At 70.5% G+C, this 18849-nt stretch carries 16 protein-coding genes; 6 read left to right on the forward strand and 10 right to left on the reverse strand.

Annotated elements, in window-relative coordinates; translation table 11 throughout:
* Position 1: 1 nt before the first annotated feature.
* Positions 2-1120, reverse strand: a complete 1119-nt coding sequence (locus AQJ46_RS14935; RefSeq protein ID WP_059206045.1) for a mechanosensitive ion channel family protein — start codon at positions 1118-1120, stop codon at positions 2-4.
* A 77-nt stretch (positions 1121-1197) separates the two neighbouring features.
* Between AQJ46_RS14935 and AQJ46_RS14940 the strand changes: the two genes are divergently transcribed.
* Positions 1198-1767 (forward strand): dienelactone hydrolase family protein, encoded by a 570-nt coding sequence (locus AQJ46_RS14940; RefSeq protein WP_059206348.1) that lies wholly within the window; start codon positions 1198-1200, stop codon positions 1765-1767.
* Here AQJ46_RS14940 and AQJ46_RS14945 read toward each other — a convergent pair.
* The 4 genes from AQJ46_RS14945 to AQJ46_RS14960 all read right to left on the reverse strand — a co-directional run bounded on the left by AQJ46_RS14945 (position 1764) and on the right by AQJ46_RS14960 (position 6530).
* Entirely contained in the window at positions 1764-3422 is a 1659-nt protein-coding gene (locus tag AQJ46_RS14945) for an alkaline phosphatase D family protein (protein ID WP_059206046.1), read from the reverse strand. The two genes, AQJ46_RS14940 and AQJ46_RS14945, sit on opposite strands and share 4 nt — an antisense overlap.
* Before the next feature lie 84 nt (positions 3423-3506).
* Positions 3507-4322, reverse strand: a complete 816-nt coding sequence (locus tag AQJ46_RS14950) for a thioredoxin domain-containing protein (protein ID WP_057618615.1) — start codon at positions 4320-4322, stop codon at positions 3507-3509.
* Positions 4323-4411: 89 nt separating this feature from the next.
* The gene (locus AQJ46_RS14955) at positions 4412-5104 is read right to left on the reverse strand and encodes a hypothetical protein (RefSeq protein WP_059206047.1); all 693 of its coding nucleotides are present in this window, start codon (positions 5102-5104) and stop codon (positions 4412-4414) included.
* A gap of 91 nt (positions 5105-5195) precedes the next feature.
* Positions 5196-6530 carry a DUF2252 domain-containing protein gene (locus tag AQJ46_RS14960; RefSeq protein ID WP_059206048.1) on the reverse strand — a complete coding sequence of 445 codons (1335 nt, stop codon included), beginning with the start codon at positions 6528-6530 and terminating at the stop codon, positions 5196-5198.
* A 203-nt stretch (positions 6531-6733) separates the two neighbouring features.
* Here AQJ46_RS14960 and dnaE point away from each other — a divergent pair, with 203 nt between their 5' ends.
* The gene (gene dnaE, locus AQJ46_RS14965; protein WP_057618491.1) at positions 6734-10273 is read left to right on the forward strand and encodes a DNA polymerase III subunit alpha; all 3540 of its coding nucleotides are present in this window, start codon (positions 6734-6736) and stop codon (positions 10271-10273) included.
* A 91-nt stretch (positions 10274-10364) separates the two neighbouring features.
* On the opposite strand, the gene AQJ46_RS56205 is transcribed toward dnaE, so the two are convergent.
* The gene (locus AQJ46_RS56205; protein ID WP_167368214.1) at positions 10365-10529 is read right to left on the reverse strand and encodes a hypothetical protein; all 165 of its coding nucleotides are present in this window, start codon (positions 10527-10529) and stop codon (positions 10365-10367) included.
* 224 nt (positions 10530-10753) lie between these two features.
* Between AQJ46_RS56205 and AQJ46_RS14970 the strand changes: the two genes are divergently transcribed.
* The 4 genes from AQJ46_RS14970 to AQJ46_RS14985 all read left to right on the forward strand — a co-directional run bounded on the left by AQJ46_RS14970 (position 10754) and on the right by AQJ46_RS14985 (position 14662).
* Positions 10754-11971, forward strand: a complete 1218-nt coding sequence (locus AQJ46_RS14970; protein ID WP_059206349.1) for an NYN domain-containing protein — start codon at positions 10754-10756, stop codon at positions 11969-11971.
* 106 nt (positions 11972-12077) lie between these two features.
* Positions 12078-13052, forward strand: a complete 975-nt coding sequence (locus AQJ46_RS14975) for an ABC transporter ATP-binding protein (protein ID WP_057618490.1) — start codon at positions 12078-12080, stop codon at positions 13050-13052.
* Between the two features lie 73 nt (positions 13053-13125).
* Positions 13126-13950: an ABC transporter permease gene (locus AQJ46_RS14980; protein WP_059206049.1), complete on the forward strand. Its 825-nt coding sequence runs from the start codon at positions 13126-13128 to the stop codon at positions 13948-13950.
* 34 nt (positions 13951-13984) lie between these two features.
* A complete protein-coding gene (locus tag AQJ46_RS14985; protein ID WP_079072277.1) occupies positions 13985-14662 on the forward strand; it encodes a DUF2567 domain-containing protein in 678 nt (225 codons plus the stop codon).
* Positions 14663-14802: 140 nt separating this feature from the next.
* Here the strand turns inward: AQJ46_RS14985 and ybaK are convergent, their stop codons facing one another.
* The 4 genes from ybaK to AQJ46_RS15005 all read right to left on the reverse strand — a co-directional run bounded on the left by ybaK (position 14803) and on the right by AQJ46_RS15005 (position 18784).
* The gene (gene ybaK, locus AQJ46_RS14990; protein WP_059206051.1) at positions 14803-15303 is read right to left on the reverse strand and encodes a Cys-tRNA(Pro) deacylase; all 501 of its coding nucleotides are present in this window, start codon (positions 15301-15303) and stop codon (positions 14803-14805) included.
* 16 nt (positions 15304-15319) lie between these two features.
* Positions 15320-16060 (reverse strand): LON peptidase substrate-binding domain-containing protein, encoded by a 741-nt coding sequence (locus AQJ46_RS14995; protein WP_059206052.1) that lies wholly within the window; start codon positions 16058-16060, stop codon positions 15320-15322.
* Between the two features lie 11 nt (positions 16061-16071).
* Positions 16072-17085 (reverse strand): hypothetical protein, encoded by a 1014-nt coding sequence (locus AQJ46_RS15000; protein ID WP_059206053.1) that lies wholly within the window; start codon positions 17083-17085, stop codon positions 16072-16074.
* A gap of 121 nt (positions 17086-17206) precedes the next feature.
* Positions 17207-18784, reverse strand: a complete 1578-nt coding sequence (locus AQJ46_RS15005) for a hypothetical protein (RefSeq protein ID WP_059206054.1) — start codon at positions 18782-18784, stop codon at positions 17207-17209.
* Between the last annotated feature and the right edge of the window lie 65 nt (positions 18785-18849).

An 18849-nucleotide genomic window follows, 5' to 3' on the forward strand; every position in this document is an offset into this window, starting at 1 on the left:
GTCAGCCCCGCCCCGTCCGTGGGGTCTCGTGGGCTCGGCGGGGGGCCGCGCCGTTGCCGTTTCCGTTGGAGGAGGAGCCGCTGCGTGGCAGTACGACCGCGTCCGCCGTGTTGACCCGGGGCAGGGCGTACGGATGGTGTTCGGTCAGCCAGCGGATCATCTGCTCGCGGACCGTGACCCGTACCGTCCAGATGTCGTCGGCGTCCTTGGCGGTCACCAGGGCCCGTACCTGCATGGTGTTCGGGGTGGTGTCGGTGACGGCGAGGCCGTAGTCGCGGCCGTCCCACGCCGGGCACTCGCGCAGGATGTCCCGCAGCCGCTCACGCATCAGCTCCACCGGGGCCGTGTGATCGACGTGCCAGAAGACGATGCCGGTCATCTGCGGGGTGCCGCGGGACCAGTTCTCGAACGGCTTCGAGGTGAAGTACGACACCGGCATGGTGATCCGGCGCTCGTCCCAGGTCCGCACCGTCAGGAAGGTCAGCGTGATCTCCTCGACCGTGCCCCACTCGCCGTCCACCACCACGGTGTCGCCGATGCGCACCATGTCACCGAAGGCGATCTGCAGCCCGGCGAACATGTTGCTGAGCGTCGACTGGGCGGCGACACCGGCGACGATGCCGAGGATTCCGGCCGAGGCCAGCAGCGAGGCACCGGCCGCGCGCATCGCCGGGAACGTCAGCAGCATCGCGGCCACGGCCACCACCCCGACGGTCGCGGCGACCACCCGCATGATCAGCGTGACCTGGGTGCGGACCCGGCGGACCCGGGCGGCGTCGTGGTGGGCGCGCGCGTAACGGGTGTACGTCGTCTCCACTACGGCCGCGGCGATCCGGATCACCAGCCAGGCGGTCGCCCCGATCAGGACCAGCGTCAGTGTCTGCCCGATGCCGGCGCTGTGCCGCTCCAGCACCCTCGCCTCGTCGTACGCCCCTCTCAGCATCGCCGCGCACAGCACCAGCATGTAGGGGATGCGACCACGGCGCAGCAGACCCCACATCGGGGTCTCGCTGTGGCGTGCGTCGGCCTTGCGCAGCAGAAGGTCGGTGGCCCAGCCGATCACCAGTGTGAGCAACAGCGAGCCGCCGACCACGATCAGTGGGCGGAGTACGTTCTCCATGACCCCGAACCTAACCGGCCCGGGCGGGGCATGAACATGTGACTTCGGCCGCGAAGTGGGTACGGCACCATGTCCTCATGAACATCATGCTCTTTCACTCGACCTACGGCCTCAGGCCCGCCGTCCGTCAGGCCGCCGACCGGCTGCGGGAGGCCGGGCACGAGGTGTGGACGCCGGACCTCTTCGAGGGGCGCACGTTCGAGACGGTCGAGGACGGCATGGCCTTCAACGCGGAGATCGGCAAGGACGAACTGCTCAAGCGGGCCGTCCTGGCCACCGCGCCCTACTCCGACCGCGGTCTCGTCTACTCCGGCTTCTCGCTCGGCGCCTCGATCGCGCAGACCCTCGCCCTCGGCGACGAGAAGGCCCGCGGCCTGCTCCTCCTGCACGGCACGTCGGACATCGCGCCGAACGTGACCGCGGACGAGCTGCCGGTCCAGCTGCACGTGGCCGAGCCGGACCCCTTCGAGACCGACGACTGGCTGAGCGCCTGGTATCTCCAGATGGGCCGCACCGGCGCCGATGTCGAGATCTACCGATACGCCGGGGCCGGTCATCTCTACACCGACCCCGGCCTCCCGGACTACGACGAGGAGGCCGCCGAGGCCACCTGGCGGGTGGCCCTCGGCTTCCTGGAGACGCTCTAGACGGGGGTGTACGTCCGCTCGACCTTCTGTGTGCCGGTCCGCGTGCGGTACGAACGCGCCCAGGACGAGGTCGCGTTCGCCCTGGTCTTGTCGGACAGCACGTAGTAGTCCATCTGCGCCCGGTCGGCGGTGATGTCCAGGACGCCGTAACCGTGGCGGTCGGTGTCGACCCAGTGGACGTGCCGGTTGGCGACCTGGATGACCGGCGCGGCGAGCGCGGTCACCGTGCCCTGGGGGACCTTCAGGAGGTCGTCGAGGTTGTCGGAGGTCACCGAGGTGACGACGAACTCCGTGGCGGCGGAGGCCGACAGCGGGTAGGTGCCGGCGTCCACCGGCACGTCGTTGGCCCACGCCATGTGGATGTCGCCGGTCAGGAAGACGGTGTTGCGGATGGCGTTGGCGCGCAGATGGGCCAGCAGCTCGCGGCGGTCGTCCGTGTAGCCGTCCCACTGGTCGGTGTTGAGAGCAAGGCCCTCCTTCGGCAGACCCAGCAGCTCGGCGAGCGGTTTCAACAGGTCGGCGGAGAGCGAGCCGATCGCGAACGGCGAGATCATCACGGAGTTGCCGACCAGCCGCCAGGTCGTGTCGGAGGACTTCAGCCCCGCCTTGAGCCAGTCCAGCTGCGCGCGGCCGGTGAGCGTGCGGTCCGGGTCGTCCACCGAGCCGTTGCCCACGGCGACCTGCTGTGAGCGGAAGGACCGCAGGTCGAGCAGCGAGAGGTCGGCGAGCTTGCCGAACCGCAGCCGCCGGTAGGTGGTGCCCGCGATCGCCGGACGCACCGGCATCCACTCGAAGTAGGCCTGCTTGGCGGCTGCCTGACGGGCCGACCAGGCGCCCTCCGTGCCCTCGGTGTGGTTCTCGGCACCGCCCGACCAGGCGTCGTTGGCGAACTCGTGGTCGTCCCAGATCGCGACCACCGGGGCGACCGCGTGCAGGGCCTGGAGGTCCGGGTCCGTCTTGTACTTGCCGTGCCGGATCCGGTAGTCCGCGAGGGTGAGGATCTCGTGGGCCGGCGCGTGCTGTCGTACGACGGTGTCGCGGGTGCCGTACTCGCCGGTGCCGTACTCGTAGATGTAGTCGCCCAGGTGCAGCCAGGCGTCCAGGTCGCCGCGGGCCGCGAGGTGGCGGTACGAGGAGAAGTAGCCCGCCTCCCAGTTGGCGCAGGAGACCACGCCGAAGCGGAGGTTCGCGACGGCCGCGTCCGACGCCGGCGCGGTGCGGGTGCGCGCCGCCGGGGACTCGGTGCCGCCCGCCGAGAAGCGGAACCAGTAGTCGGTCGCGGGCGTGAGGCCGCGGACGTCCGCCTTGACGGTGTGGTCGGAGGCGGCGGTCGCGGTGACGGACCCCTTGGCGACGACGGTCGTGAAGGCCTTGTCCCTGGCGACGACCCAGCCGACCTCGGTGTCCGGGCCGAGCCCGGAACCGGGCACCGCCTCGGCGGTCGGGGTCACCCGGGTCCACAGCAGGATGCCGTCCGGCAGCGGGTCGCCGGAGGCGACGCCGTGCAGGAAGGCGGGTGCCTCGTCGGCGGCTCGGGCCGGCAGGGCGGCGGCGAGCGGGGCGGCGAGGACAGCGGTGGCCGCCGCGGCCTTGACGACCGTACGGCGGCGCGGGGACAGGGAGTTGCTCTCGGCTGATCTCTGTCTACTGGTCACGGCCGATCAGGTTACTGGCCGGTATGAACGAGAGCGGGCGAACTCGTGAAAGTTCGCCCGCTCTTTGCCTGAAGAGTGCGGGGATCAGGCCTTCAGGGCCGCCTCGAGCGCCGTGTTGAAGTCGGCGACCGTCATCGGCGCGCTCTTGCCGTCGGAGCCGGTCAGCGTCTTGCCGTCCATCCTCAGGGTCGGGGTGCCGGTCGCGCCGTCCTTGTTGAACTTCTCGGACATGTCCAGGGCCCACTTGTCGTAGGTGCCGTTCTTGACGGCGTTCTGGAAGGTTTTGTTGTCCTTCAGCTCCGGAACGGTCTGCGCGATCTTGATGAGGTAGGCGTCGTCCTTGAACTTGTCGGGGCCGTCCTCGGCAGGGTGCCACTTCGTGGAGTACATCGCGGTCTTGTACTTCAGGAACGCGTCGGTGCTGACGTTCAGCGCGGCGCCGAGGGCGCTGAGGCCGTTCTTGGAGCCCTCACCGCCGAGGTTGCCGTCGAGGAAGGTGGCGCCGACGTACTGGATCTTGAACTTGCCGTCCTCGACGTCCTTGTCGACGGTCGAACCGACGGTCTGCTCGAACTGGGCGCAGACGGGGCAGCGCGGGTCCTCGTACATGACCAGGGTCTTCTTGGCGGTGCTCTTGCCGATGACGACCGTCGTGCCGTTGCTGCCCGTGCTGTTGGCCGGCTTGACGAGCTTGTCGTTCTTGGCCTCTTCCCAGTAACTGGGCTTGCTGTTCTGGACGACCGCGTAGCCGATGCCGCCGGCTATCGCCAGGACGCCGACGACGGAACAGGCGACGATGACCTGCCGCTTGACCTTGTCGCGCTTGGCCTGGCGCTCGCGCTCCTGCCGCAGCCGCTCACGGGCGGCGGTCTTCGAGGCCTGGCTGTTCCGCTTGCTCATGGTGGTGTTCTCCATCAAGGGGACGCGCACACGTCGTGTGCGGGGGGATACGTGGATCGGGACTGGTGGTGCTCAGCTGCTGTTCCGGTTCAGGCGACAGCGACCGAGCACGGCGGTCCACGCCGTCCCAGGGAGTGCACGAGGATCTCGTCGAGAGCGACGGCAGTACGGCGGCCGGGGCGCACCGGGCAGACCGGTTCCGGCTCCGACCGCACGGTCAGCGCGGCGGCCACGAGGAGGAGCGGCCGGAAGGTCGTGGCGGCCACGGCCCGCAGCAGCTGGGCCAGGGCCCGCTCGCCGCGGCGCAGCCAGGCGGCCGCGAGAAGGCCGACGCAGAGGTGCGCGGCCAGCAGCAGCCAGGCGGTCTGCGGGTCGGCGTGCGCGAGCAGGCCGCCGAGCCGGTGGGGGTCGGTGCCCGTCATCCGGGCCAGTGGCGAGCCCACGCTGGTGCCGTCGCCGCAGAACACGTCCCAGCCGACCGAGCGCAACGGGCCCGCGACCGGGCCGCCCGCGGCGCCGTAGCAGACGTGCTGCCCGGTGGTGAAGACGGTGTCGGCGGCCAGCTCCAACGGGATCAGCACGGCGGCGATCCGCCCGAAGCCGCGCTCCGGGCCGGCCAGCGCGTAGGCGAGCCCGAACACGGCGACGGCGACCGCCGCCACCGTGTTGAGCGGCAGGGGAGCCCGGGACAGCAGCACGTGCGACGCGGTGCTGAGCGTCACGACGAGTGCCGTGAACAGCGCCGCGCGGAGCGCTCGTAGCTGGGTCCCGGATATGTCCATAGCGTGGAGAGTGTGTCACGCGGGCCTGTAAGGGACCCCTAAAGGATTCCTGTGAGCGGCCCTATCGTTATGGGAAGCGCCATGAGCCCTGTCACAGACCCGGAATCCGGCCGTTGCGGAACAGGTCGACGAAGGTCTGGTGGTCGGCACGCGCGCGTGCGCCATAGCTGTGCGCGAAGTCGACCAGGAGGCCCGCGAAGCCGGCGCCGTCGTCGGAGTCTGCCGCGAGCGCCGCGTCGATGGCCCGCTCGGTGGAGAAGGGCACCAGGGACTCCCCTGAGGTGTCGTCCGCCGCCGCGTGCATGGTGGCCGTGGCCCGGCCGAGGTCGGCGACGACCGCCGCGATCTCCTCCGGGTCGTCGATGTCGCCCCAGTCCAGGTCGACGGCGTACGGCGAGATCTCGGCGACCAGCTGGCCCGCACCGCCCAGCTCGGTCCAGCCGAGCCACGGGTCGGCGTGCTGCTGGAGGGCGCGCTGGGAGATCACCGTGCGGTGGCCCTCGTGCTGGAAGTAGTCGCGGATCGCCGGATCGGTGATGTGGCGGGAGACGGCCGGCGTCTGGGCCTGCTTGATATAGATCACGACGTCGTTCTCCAGGGCGTCGGTGTGCCCCTCGAGCAGGATGTTGTACGACGGCAGACCGGCCGATCCGATGCCGATGCCGCGGCGGCCGACGACGTCCTTGACGCGGTAGGAGTCCGGGCGGGACAGGGAAGCCTCCGGGAGGGTCTCCAGATAGCCGTCGAAGGCGGCGAGCACCTTGTAGCGGGTGGCCGCGTCCAGCTCGATGGAGCCGCCGCCCGGCGCGAAGCGGCGCTCGAAGTCGCGGATCTCCGTCATCGACTCCAGGAGGCCGAAGCGGGTCAGCGAGCGGGCGTCGCGCAGCGCGTCCAGGAGGGGGCCCTGGGCGGTGTCCAGGGTGAAGGGCGGCACCTCGTCGCTCTTGGCGCCGGTGGCCAGGGCGTGGATCCGCTCGCGGTACGCGCCCGCGTACACCTCCACCAGCTCGGTGATCTGCTCGTCGCCGAGGGCCTTGGCGTACCCGATCAGCGCGACGGAGGCGGCGAAGCGCTTGAGGTCCCAGGTGAAGGGGCCGACGTACGCCTCGTCGAAGTCGTTGACGTTGAAGATCAGCCGGCCGTTGGCGTCCAGGTAGGTGCCGAAGTTCTCCGCGTGCAGGTCGCCGTGGATCCACACGCGCGAGGTGCGCTCGTCGAGATACGGGCCGCCCCTCTTCTCCGCGTCCAGGTCGTGGTAGAAGAGGCACGCCGTACCCCGGTAGAACGCGAACGCGGAGGCCGCCATCTTCCGGAACTTCACGCGGAACGCTGCCGGGTCGGCGGCCAGGAGCTCGCCGAAGGCGGTGTCGAAGACAGCGAGGATCTCCTCGCCGCGGTGCTCGTCGTTGAGCTGCGGAACCGACATCGCGGGGTGCCTCCTGGTGCATGTGTACGACAGCGTTTCTGTCGTCAGTCCAACGGGCGGGCCCGGCTGAAAGTGCCCGCGACCCTCGTTGTGAAGGTACGCGGGGCGACCCCCGGAGTGTCAGTGCCGAGGCATAGACTTCGACGCTGTCCCCCGAACCGTCCGTCCGCCTGTCGTCGAGTGTTTTCCATGGAGGCCACGCCGTGTCAAAGCCGCCGTTCACGCACCTGCACGTCCACACCCAGTACTCCCTGCTGGACGGTGCCGCGCGGCTCAAGGACATGTTCGACGCGTGCAACGAGATGGGCATGACCCATATCGCCATGTCCGACCACGGCAACCTGCACGGGGCGTACGACTTCTTCCACTCCGCGAAGAAGGCCGGGGTCACCCCGATCATCGGGATCGAGGCATATGTCGCGCCGGAGTCCCGGCGCAACAAGCGGAAGATCCAGTGGGGTCAGCCCCACCAGAAGCGGGACGACGTCTCGGGTTCGGGTGGTTACACCCACAAGACGATCTGGGCGGCGAACAGGACCGGCCTGCACAACCTCTTCAAGCTCTCCTCGGACGCGTACGCCGAGGGCTGGCTGCAGAAGTGGCCCCGCATGGACAAGGAGACCATCTCCCAGTGGTCCGAGGGGCTCATCGCCTCCACCGGCTGCCCCTCCGGCGAGCTCCAGACCCGGCTGCGCCTCGGCCAGTTCGACGAGGCGCTGAAGTCCGCCGCCGAGTACCAGGACATCTTCGGCAAGGACCGCTACTTCCTGGAGCTGATGGACCACGGCATCGAGATCGAGCACCGGGTCCGCGACGGCCTCCTGGAGATCGGCAAGAAGCTCGGCATCCCCCCGCTGGTCACCAACGACTCGCACTACACGTACGCGCACGAGGCGACCGCCCACGACGCGCTGCTGTGCATCCAGACCGGCAAGAACCTCTCCGACCCGGACCGCTTCAAGTTCGACGGCACCGGCTACTACCTGAAGTCCACGGACGAGATGTACGCCGTCGACTCCTCGGACGCCTGGCAGGAAGGCTGCCGCAACACCCTCCTGGTGGCCGAACAGGTCGACACCGAGGGCATGTTCGAGGCCAAGAACCTCATGCCGAAGTTCGACATCCCCGAGGGCTACACCGAGGTCACCTGGTTCAAGGAGGAGGTCCGCCGCGGCATGGAGCGCCGCTTTCCGGGCGGCATCCCCGAGGACCGCCAGCGGCAGGCCGAGTACGAGATGGACGTCATCATCCAGATGGGGTTCCCGGGCTACTTCCTCGTGGTCGCCGACTTCATCATGTGGGCCAAGAACAACGGCATCGCGGTCGGCCCCGGCCGAGGCTCCGCGGCCGGCTCGATCGTCGCCTACGCCATGGGCATCACCGACCTGGACCCGATCCCGCACGGTCTGATCTTCGAGCGGTTCCTCAACCCCGAGCGCGTCTCCATGCCCGACGTCGACATCGACTTCGACGAGCGCAGGCGCGTCGAGGTGATCCGGTACGTGACCGAGAAGTACGGCGCCGACAAGGTCGCCATGATCGGCACGTACGGCAAGATCAAGGCGAAGAACGCCATCAAGGACTCCGCGCGTGTGCTGGGCTACCCGTACGCGATGGGCGACCGGCTCACCAAGGCGATGCCCGCCGACGTCCTCGGCAAGGGCATCGACCTGAACGGCATCACCGACCCCTCCCACCCCCGCTACAGCGAGGCCGGCGAGATCAGGTCGATGTACGAGAACGAACCAGACGTCAAGAAGGTCATCGACACCGCCAAGGGCGTCGAGGGCCTGGTCCGGCAGATGGGTGTGCACGCGGCCGGCGTGATCATGTCCAGCGAGCCCATCGTCGACCACGCCCCGATCTGGGTGCGCCACACCGACGGCGTGACCATCACGCAGTGGGACTACCCGCAGTGCGAGTCGCTCGGCCTGCTGAAGATGGACTTCCTGGGCCTGCGCAACCTCACGATCATGGACGACGCCATCAAGATGGTGAAGGCCAACAAGGGCATCGACCTGGAGATGCTCGCCCTGCCGCTGGACGACCCCAAGACCTTCGAACTGCTCTGCCGCGGTGACACCCTCGGTGTCTTCCAGTTCGACGGCGGCCCGATGCGCTCGCTGCTCCGCCAGATGCAGCCCGACAACTTCGAGGACATCTCCGCCGTCTCGGCCCTCTACCGGCCGGGCCCGATGGGCATGAACTCCCACATCAACTACGCCGAGCGCAAGAACGGCCGCCAGGAGATCACGCCGATCCACAAGGAGCTGGAGGAGCCGCTCCAGGAGGTCCTCGCGGTCACCTACGGCCTGATCGTCTACCAGGAGCAGGTGCAGAAGGCCGCCCAGATCATCGCCGGCTACTCGCTCGGCGAGGCCGACATCCTGCGCCGCGTCATGGGCAAGAAGAAGCCCGACGAACTGGCGAAGAACTTCACCATCTTCCAGGCCGGCGCCAAGAAGAACGGCTACAGCGACGAGGCGATCCAGGCCCTGTGGGACGTCCTGGTCCCCTTCGCCGGCTACGCGTTCAACAAGGCGCACTCCGCCGCGTACGGGCTGGTCTCCTACTGGACCGCGTACCTCAAGGCCAACTACCCGGCCGAGTACATGGCCGCGCTGCTCACCTCGGTGAAGGACGACAAGGACAAGTCGGCGGTCTACCTCAACGAGTGCCGTCGCATGCGCATCAAGGTGCTCCCGCCGAACGTCAACGAGTCGGAGCACAACTTCGCCGCCCAGGGCGACGACGTCATCCTCTTCGGGCTCGAGGCCGTGCGCAACGTCGGTACCAACGTGGTCGAGTCGATCATCCGCAGCCGCAAGGCCAAGGGGAAGTACGCCTCCTTCCCCGACTACCTCGACAAGGTCGAGGCGGTCGCCTGCAACAAGCGCACCACGGAGTCGCTGATCAAGGCGGGCGCGTTCGACACGATGGGGCACACCCGCAAGGGCCTCACCGCGCACTTCGACTCGATGATCGACAATGTGGTCGCGGTCAAGCGCAAGGAGGCGGAGGGCCAGTTCGACCTCTTCGGCGGGATGGGGGAGGAGGACACCAGCGAGCCCGGCTTCGGCTTGGACGTGGAGTTCACCACCGAGGAGTGGGACAAGACCTATCTGCTCGCCCAGGAGCGGGAGATGCTCGGTCTGTACGTCTCCGACCACCCGCTCTTCGGCCTGGAGCACGTGCTGTCCGACAAGGCCGACGCGGGCATCGCCCAGCTCACCGGCGGCGAGCACTCCGACGGCGCGGTGGTGACCATCGGCGGCATCATCTCGGGCCTCCAGCGCAAGATGACCAAGCAGGGCAACGCCTGGGCGATCGCCACCGTCGAGGATCTCGCCGGTTCCATCGAGTGCATGTTCTTCCCGGCGACCTACCAACTGGTGTCGACGCAACTCGTCGAGGACGCCGTGGTGTTCGTCAAGGGCCGCCTCGACAAGCGTGAGGACGTGCCCCGGCTGGTCGCGATGGAGCTCCAGGTCCCCGACCTGTCCAACGCGGGCACCAACGCGCCCGTGATCCTCACCATCCCGGCGCTGAAGGTCACGCCGCCGATGGTCAGCAGGCTTGGCGAGATCCTCAGTCACCACAAGGGGGAGAGTGAGGTCCGCATCCGGCTCCAAGGCCCCAGCAAGACCACGGTCCTGCGGCTGGACCGGCATCGCGTGAAGCCGGACCCGGCGCTCTTCGGGGACCTGAAGGTGCTGCTCGGACCGTCCTGCCTGGCGGGCTGACCCACCGGGGCTCGGACCAGGCAGAGGGGCGCACTCCTGACGGGGTGCGCCCTTCTGTGTACCTGGGTCTCAACAACCCTTTATGCAGATGTCAGTTGTGACCGAAGCTCTTCTGCCGGCCCTTGCGGGCGACATCGCCGGGGGTCACCTGCGTGGCACGCTGCTCGGCCTGTGCCTCCATCGAGGAGTGCTGGGCCTCCTGCTGGCCACGCTCGGACTGCGGCTGCTTTCGGTTCTGCTTCTTGTTCTTGGCCATGGTGATCTGCCTCCTGAGGGGGATCTAGGGGCCAGGGCCGGGACCAGATTCACATAAGCTGGCAAGAGGCGCATTTCGGATAATTACCGTGTGTGACAGGGAATGTCGCCGGGCGATGCCCCGAAACGCCACGCCGAAGATCGAGTTCGGGCCGTTAACCCTCGCGTGGTCGGGCAGACTCGAAGGAAGCCCGAAGCAAACCTCCCGGAAAGAGGGTGGATCGCGTGGACCGCTGCATCGTCCTGGTGGACGCCGGGTATCTGCTGGGGGCCGCCGCCAGTCTCCTTGCCGGGGAGCCCTCCCGTTCCCGTATCACCGTCGACCACGCCGCCCTGGTGCAGGGGCTGCGCGACCGGGCCGAGTCCGACACGGAACGGCCCCTGCTGCGCATCTACTGGTTCGACGGCGCCCCCGACCGCGTCCCGCAGCCCGAGCACCGCAGACTGCGCGTGATGCCCCGGGTCACCGTCCGGCTCGGCGCCCTGACCCGCAGCGACGGACGCTGGGCCCAGAAGGGCGTGGACGCCGCCATGCACGCCGAGCTCACCGAGCTGGCCCGCAACCGCGCCTGCTCCGACGTCGTGCTCGTCACCGGCGACGGGGACCTGCTGCCGGGCATGATGGCCGCCAAGGAGCACGGGGTCGCCGTACACCTGTGGGCCGTGCAGGCCGCCGACGGGGACTACAACCAGTCGGAGGACCTGGTCGCCGAGGCGGACGAGCGGCGGGTGCTGGACCGTGCGTGGATCACCAAGGCCGTACGCGCCAAGGAACTCGGCGGGATCTGCGCGCCGCCCCCCGTGCCGCGGCCCGAGATCGCCGCGATCCTCTCGGCGCCGCTGCCCGAGTCCGCGCCCTCGTCCGCTCCCGAGCGGAGCGCGGAGGAGCGCGAGCACGCCACGGCCGCCGCCTCGGAGAACGGCACGCAGGAGCGGGTGCCGACGCCCAAGGGAGTGCCGACGCCCAAGGATCTCGCCGCGCTGCGGGCGCCCGGTACCCAGGCCGCGCAGCACCCCGCGAGCGCGACCCTGCGGTGGTCCTCCGACAAGGGCTGGATCGACCGGCCCGGTGGTGCCGCCGAGCCGCCCGAAGTCGCCTCCATGCCGACCCTCGCGCAGCTGACCACGGCGGAGCAGCGGTGGGCCGACCGGGAGGAGGACATCACCACGGTCGGCGGGGACCCCTTCGAGGTGGGGCAGGTCTTCGCGCGGCGGTGGATGGAGCGGCTGGGGGACCAGGCGCATCTGCAGCGGCTGTCCGGGATGTATCCGCGGGTGCCGCACCGGATCGACGGGGAGCTGCTCAGGTACGCGGCGCGGTTCGGGCTGCTCGCACACAAGGACGACCAGATCGACGAGCACGACCGTTATGCGATCCGGGCCGGGTTCTGGCGGGAGATCGATGTGCGGACGGCGGCGGAGCACGCGCCCGCGGGGGAGTGAAACGGCACATACGCCGCCCCAAGAGGGAACAGGGCGCCCCGACCCCGTAGTCTCGTCCTTTGTGAGTACGCGCGCGGCACAGGCACTTCGGCACGGTGGTGATGTCGTGTGTGCGGTGCGCGGGCTGACCAAGACCTATCCCGCGGTGCGCGGGCGCCGCGGGGCCCCGGGGACACCCGAGGTGCGGGCCACCGACGACGTGGGGCTGGACATCCGGCGGGGTGAGATCTTCGGACTGCTCGGGCCGAACGGCGCCGGGAAGACCACGCTCGTACGGCAGCTGACCGGGCTGATGCGGCCCGACCGCGGCAGCGTCGAGATCCTCGGGCACGACATCGTGCGCCACCCGGACCGGGCCTCGCGGATCCTCGCCTACCTCGGCCAGGAGTCCACCGCCCTCGACGAACTCACCGTCTCGCTCGCCGCCGAGACCACCGGGCGGCTGCGCGGCCTGGAGGTGCGACGGGCGCGGGCCGAGCGGGACGCCGTACTCGAGGAGCTAGGGCTCACGCCGATCGCCGGGCGGCCGCTGAGGAGGCTGTCCGGCGGGCAGCGGCGGCTCGCGTGCTTCGCGTCGGCGCTCGTGGGAGAGCGGCCGCTGCTCGTGCTCGACGAGCCGACCACCGCGATGGATCCCGTGGCGCGGCGCGCGGTGTGGTCCGCCGTGGACCGGCGGCGGGCCGAGCGGGGCACGACCGTACTGCTCGTCACCCACAACGTCATCGAGGCGGAGACGGTCCTGGACCGGGTCGCCGTCCTCGACCAGGGCCGGGTGATCGCCTGCGACACGCCTACCGGCCTCAAGGAACAGGTCGCGGGCGAGGTCCGCGTGGACCTCGTGTGGCGCGAGGCGGCCCCGCTGCACGTGCCCGAGGTCGCCGCGCTGCAGGACCGTGCGGTGGCCTCCGGGCGCCGCTGGACGCTGCGGCTCGCGCCCGAGGAGGCCCGCGCGGTCGTGGCCACCGTCACCGGCGGGGCCGCGTTCGCCGCGCTGGACGACTTCACGCTCGCCACACCCAGCCTGGAGGACGTGTACCTCGCGCTGGGCGGGGCCGCGCGGCAGGGGCTGGTGAGGGCTTGAGCACTTTGAGTACGCGGACGGCCGTATCCGTACGTCACAGGGCGACCGCCGGAGCGAAGAGGAGCAGAGCCACGTGAGTGTCGTACCCGCCGAGGTTCTGCCGGGCGGCGCGCCGGCCGTCGAGGAGACGGGCCGGGGCGGGGCCGCCGAGCTCGGGCCGCGCGCGCGGCTGTGGCCGTCGCTGGCGGCCGTGTACCGGGCGCAGCTGTCCCGCGCCCGGGTCGCACGCATCCCGCTGCTGTTCGTGGCGACCTTCCAGTCGATCGGCATCATGATCCTGATGCGGGGCGTCGTGGACGGCGGGGGCGAGGCCCGGTCCGTGGTCGCCGGGGCGTCCGTGCTGGTCGTCGCCTTCGTCGCGCTCAATCTGCTCGCCCAGTATTTCGGCCAGCTGAGGGCGAGCGGCGGGCTGGATCACTACGCCACCCTGCCGGTGCCGCCGGCCGCCGTGGTGCTCGGCGCCGCGGGGGCGTACGCCTCCTTCACCGTGCCCGGGACGGTGGTGACCGCTGTGTTCGGGTGCGTGCTGTTCGGGCTTCCGCTGGCCCATCTGTGGGTCCTCGTGGCGGTGATCCCGCTGGCCGGTGCGGCCCTGGCGGGGCTGGGCGCCGCGCTCGGGCTGCTCGCGCCCCGGCCGGAACTGGCCACCCTGCTGGGACAGCTCGGGATGTCCGCCGCGCTGCTGCTCGGGGTGCTGCCCGCCGAGCGGATGCCCGAGGCGGTGCGGTTCACGCGGGACCTGTTGCCCTCGACCTACGGCGTCGAGGCGTTCGCACGTACCTTCGGGCCGCATCCCGACTGGGCCTTCGTGCTCGGTGACCTCGCCGTGTGCGGGTGCGTGGGCGTGGTCTCGCTGGCCGTCGCCACCTGGGCCTATCGCCGGGCGGCCGTCCGGTGACGCGCCGCACAGGCGGGCCTGGCACGATGTCAGGGTGACCGCACCGTTGACTCCTCCTCCGCCGCCCCACGAACCCTCCTCGCACAATCCGTGGCAGGCCCCTGATGCCCGGTACCCGGCTCCCGCCGAAGCCCGGTACGGGCAGGACGGGCCCGGCATGAAGACCGAGCTGCTGGAGGCCGTGGTCGTCACGGTCGCCGTGGCGGTCCTCGGGGCGTTGCTCGGGGTGCTGTGGTGGTGGCTGGCGCCGCATGTGCCGCTGGTCGGGGATGTGGACGAGCAGGGCAGCTGGGCCGTCTATCTCAAGGACACCGAGGGGGAGCAGGCGGTGGGGGTGGACGGGACGTTCACCCTGCTGGCGCTCGCCTTCGGCTTCGTGAGCGCGCTTGTGGTGTTCCTCTGGCGGCGGCGGGGCGGGGTGCCGTTGGTGGTGGGGCTGGCCGTCGGAGGGGTGCTGGGGTCCTTGCTCGCGTGGCGGGTGGGGACGTGGCTCGGTCCGTCGTCGGACGTGCTCGCCCATGCGAAGGCCGTGGGCAAGGGCGTCACGTTCTCCGCGCCCCTGAAGCTCGGGGCGAAGGGGGCGTTGCTGGCCTGGTCGCTGGCCGCGCTGGTCGTGCACCTGGGACTGACCGCGTTGTTCGGGCCCCGGGACCCCGAGCCCATATATGGGGACGCGGTCCCCAAGGACGGGTACGGAGCGCCCGCGCAGTAGGGGGACTTCGAACCCGTCGCGGTCCTACGCAGGCCGCCTGCCGTGGTTCGAGCGGCCCTTCTTGGTGCGCCATTTGCGTTTCCGTGTTTTCTTCGACATGCCCCTTCTGCTTAACCGAGGAAGAGGGGCCCGTCGAGGGGTCACGCGCGGGCGATGGGCGCCAGGACCGCTTTCGTGAGGTCGGCCAGGTCGGTCGGCGCCAGTTCCACCTCGAGGCCCCGGCGGCCGGCCGAGACGCAGATCGTGGCGTGGGTGGCGGCAGAGGCGTCGAGGACCGTGGGGAGCTTCTTGCGCTGGCCCAGGGGAGAGATGCCGCCGCGGACGTAGCCCGTGGTGCGTTCGGCGAGGGCCGGATCCGCCATCGCCGCCCGTTTGCCGCCCGCCGCCGTCGCCAGGGCCTTCAGGTCCAGTGAGCCCGCCACCGGGACCACCGCCACCGTGAGGGCCCCGTCCACGTCCGCCACCAGCGTCTTGAAGACGCGGTCGGGGGAGACGCCCATCGCCTCGGCCGCCTCCTCGCCGTAGGAGGGGTGGGAGGGGTCGTGGTCGTAGGCGTGCACGGTGAAGGGCACGCCTGCCGCGGTCAGTGCCACCGTCGCGGGGGTGCCTCCGGACTGCGGCTTCTTCGACTTCTTCGGCATCTGGCGGTTCCCGGCCTCAGTTCAGACTCGTCGGGCCGAGCGTCAGTTCCGACGCCGGCAACGACGGAAGATTACGGATGATCGCCGTCTCCGCGCGCAGGAGTTTCAGTTCGTCCCGGAGCCGTGACGCGGTGTCGGGGGCCTGGAGCAGTCGCTGCTTCGTGGGGGTGTCCAGCATCATCGCCGCCGCCACCAGGTACGACACCACGGACGGTTCGTCCGGGAGGTCCGTGCCGGACGACAGGGTGCGTTCCCTGGCCCCCGCCAGGCGCTTCTGGTACTGGAGGAAGGCCCGCAGGACTCCTTCCGCCAAGGGACCGGACTCGTCGCCCGCCTCCTCCGGCAACTCCTCCAGTTCAGCCGTCAGATACGGGCCCGACGCGTCGACGGACAGCAGGCGAACCCGGGTCGTGCCCGTCGCCAGCACCTCGAACGTGCCGTCCGCCCGCTCCCGTACCGTCGCCGCGTCCGCCACGCAGCCCACCGCGTGGAACGCCTTGACCGGGTCGTCGCCGAAACCGGCCGCGGGGCCGCGCTCGGGCACGGCCGTCTGGTCCGGCAGGCCGGGTGCGCTGGGCGCCACCTCGTGGCCGTCGCGGATCGTCACGACGGCGAACCGGCGCGGTTCCTCCTCGGGCGTCTTCAGCAGTTCGCGCATCATGGCGCGATAGCGCTCCTCGAAGACGTTGAGAGGAAGCACGAGCCCCGGGAACAGTACCGAGTTCAGGGGGAAGAGCGGGAGCCGCACGGTGGTCACGGCGCCAAAGCCTAATGGCCTGCGGAGCGGACGCGTCCCCGGTGCTCACTCCGTGGATGGATCAGGGCGTGCCGCCGGACCTCCTCGCGGACCTCCAGGAAGCGGCCCAGCGGGTCCTCGGACTCCCGGCCCCAGGGGAACGAGGTCGCGTACGGGCCGATCATGCGCAGCTGCTCCAGCGCGTCGGTCCAGCGGCCCAGGCGCACCAGGACGTACACCAGCTTGTTGCGGACCTCGGCCGGCCAGAGATCGGCTGCCGCGAACGTGGCGGACAGTTCGATCGCCCGGTCCGCCGCCGCGTCCAGCCGCTCGCGCGGCACCGCGGTGCCATCGCCCTCGGTCAGACAGGCGAGGGCCGCCCGTGCGGGCAGCGCCTGGATGAGAGAGCCGGGCGGGGCGTCCTGCGCGGCCCGGTCGGCGAAGTCGAAACACTCGCGGTACGAGCCGCGCCAGGAGGTCGCCAGATAGCGCAGAGCGGCGACATGGCAGCCGTAGTGGAGCGGGGCGCGCCTGAGGGCCGCCTCCCACAACTCCCCGAAGTAGGTGTGCCCCGCCTGCGAGCCGCGCGCGTGGTCCAGCGCGATACGCCACGGCACCGGGTCGCGGTCCTCGGCGCGCGCCGCGGCCGTGATCGGCTGGCTCACCTCGCGCAGCAGCTCCGCCCGGGCCGGCGAGTCCCAGACGCGGTCCACCGCGAGCTGGGCGCCCAGCAGCAGCTGGTCCGGGTCGTGCGGGGCCTCGGCGCGCCAGGCGTCGTACCACTCGGGGCGCGAGCGGGCGAAGGCGGAGAGCCGCCGGACGTACCGGTCGCGCAGCTCCCAGGCGGCGCTCTCGCGGGTCGCGACGAGCAGCTCGGCCGCGCGCCCGTACCCGCCCTGCCCGGCCGCCACCAGCGCCGGCCCGAGCCGGTCGTCGGGCATGTCGAGCAGCACCTCGTCGTCGGCGGGCAGTCCGCCGGTGAGGTGGTATGGGGGGATCCGTGACGCGCGGATGAAGGGGGGCAGCAGAGCCATGGTGCCGACCATTGAAAGTCCGCGGGTCAACCCTGCGCCAGTGCGCACGTGCAACTCGCGGAAAGTTGTACGGCGGACGGTCAAGGCGCGGTAAAGACGTGACCTTCGTTCACCTTCCGCACCACGGATCTCCCTAATTCCGCCGCAACAGCCTCGTGGCCCCGGCCGCCACGGTGGTCGCCAGGATCCAGCCGAGGAGGACCATCGCGGCCGCCAGCCATTGCCAGCCGCCGCGCAACTGCCAGAAACCGACCTGTCCCAGGTCGATCACCGGGAGCAGGAGATCGAGGGCGAAGAGGGCGGGATTCCAGACCGGATGGTCGCCGCCCTTGAGCGGCGGATGGCTCGCGTGTGCGAACGCCACGGAACCCGCCGCCCACAGCACCGCCATCCATACGGCGGCCCGGCCGGGCCGGTACCCGTAGGCGACCGTCCAGTCCTGCACGTACCCCCACAGCTTGGCGGCCAGCGGCAGGCTCTCGCGGCGCCTGCGCTGCTTGGCGAGCAGGACCTCGCGCGCGTCCTCGTCCTCGCCACCGGCCCGCAGCACGGCCGCGAGCCTCTCGTACGGCTCCGGGTTGTACTCGGCGGTCGCGGCCGCCACCCACTCCAGCCGCTCGGCCAGCGGGAAGGGGCCGTGCGGTACGAGGTTCTCGTAGACGAAGCCGCCCATGTGGAGGTTGCCCGGCCCCGGCCAGGCGCTCGCCCGGTCCACGAGGTTGCCGACCCGCGCTCCCGAGAGGACCACCTTGCCGCGCTGGGGTTTCTCGCCCAGGAAGCGCAGCTCCGGGGCCTGGACCCGGCGCAGCGACAGCTCCTGCTCCTCCGTGAAGATGAAGCGGGCCCGCTCCAGGTCGACCGCGTCCCCGAACCGCCCGTCGTCCAGCCGCACCCCGCCCTGGCACTCGAAGCGCTGGATCCGCGTCCCGCGCGCGGGGGTCGCCCCGCTCAGCATGGAGGCGCCGACGCCCGCCGGCGTCAGGTACAGCGTGCGCTCCACGGTCAGCTGCGGGGCGTTCAGCGCGAGCCGGGTGTACGGGTTGGTCAGCCTGGCGCCACGCAGGCTCAGCGAGACGCCGATGGTGGCGCTGCGCAGGCTCAGCTCGCCGTGCGACTCCAGGAGTTCGGCCTGCAGGTCCTGGCCCACGGTCATGCCGTCGGCGGCGATCGAACGGCCGCTGCGGTCGCGGTAGACGATCGCCTGGTTCATCAGCAGATCCGTGCCGATGTGCGCGTCGGTCAGCCGCACGCCGTTGTGGAAACGGCAGCGCGGCAGATGCAGATCGCCCTCCGTGTGCACCCTGGCGGCCTCCAGGCGCGGCACCGAGCAGTCCACGAACCGCGCGGTGGTGAAGCGGGCCTCCGGCAGCAGGATCTCCCGCTCGAAGCGGCAGCCCTTCATCTCCAGGTACGGCTCGACCGTGCCGCCGGCGAGGTCCAGGGTGCCGCTGATCTGCACGCCGGTGAGCTTCAGGGACGGGACCCGGCCGGCGAGCGCGGGCGGACCGTCCAGGAGCAGCCAGCAGACGATACGCGCGCGTACCGTCCGCTCGGGACCCCAGGGGTGCCCGCCGTGCGGGTCGTCGACGACGGTGTCGCCGCTGGTCAGGTCGTACACGGTGCCGTTGCGGAAGGCCTGCCACATACCGGCTTCCGCGGCGGTCAGATCGTCCGGCAGGTCTCCGTCCCGGATCCCGGCCCCCTCGCTCACGCTTCTTCCAGCCCCTCGGTCACTTGTGATTCGTACAACTGTTCATGCCTGCTGAGTAACCCACT

Source organism: Streptomyces canus (assembly GCF_001514145.1).
GTDB classification, from domain to species: Bacteria; Actinomycetota; Actinomycetes; order Streptomycetales; family Streptomycetaceae; genus Streptomyces; species Streptomyces canus.

Coding starts and splice junctions, on each gene's coding strand:
- AQJ46_RS14950 (WP_057618615.1), bottom strand. CDS start 4,322: ATGAGCAAGCGGAACAGCCAGGCCTCGAAGACCGCCGCCCGTGAGCGG.
- AQJ46_RS56205 (WP_167368214.1), bottom strand. CDS start 10,529: ATGGCCAAGAACAAGAAGCAGAACCGAAAGCAGCCGCAGTCCGAGCGT.
- AQJ46_RS15000 (WP_059206053.1), bottom strand. CDS start 17,085: ATGGTCGGCACCATGGCTCTGCTGCCCCCCTTCATCCGCGCGTCACGG.
- AQJ46_RS14935 (WP_059206045.1), bottom strand. CDS start 1,120: ATGGAGAACGTACTCCGCCCACTGATCGTGGTCGGCGGCTCGCTGTTG.
- AQJ46_RS14960 (WP_059206048.1), bottom strand. CDS start 6,530: ATGTCGGTTCCGCAGCTCAACGACGAGCACCGCGGCGAGGAGATCCTC.
- AQJ46_RS14955 (WP_059206047.1), bottom strand. CDS start 5,104: ATGGACATATCCGGGACCCAGCTACGAGCGCTCCGCGCGGCGCTGTTC.
- ybaK (WP_059206051.1), bottom strand. CDS start 15,303: ATGCCGAAGAAGTCGAAGAAGCCGCAGTCCGGAGGCACCCCCGCGACG.
- AQJ46_RS14940 (WP_059206348.1), top strand. CDS start 1,198: ATGAACATCATGCTCTTTCACTCGACCTACGGCCTCAGGCCCGCCGTC.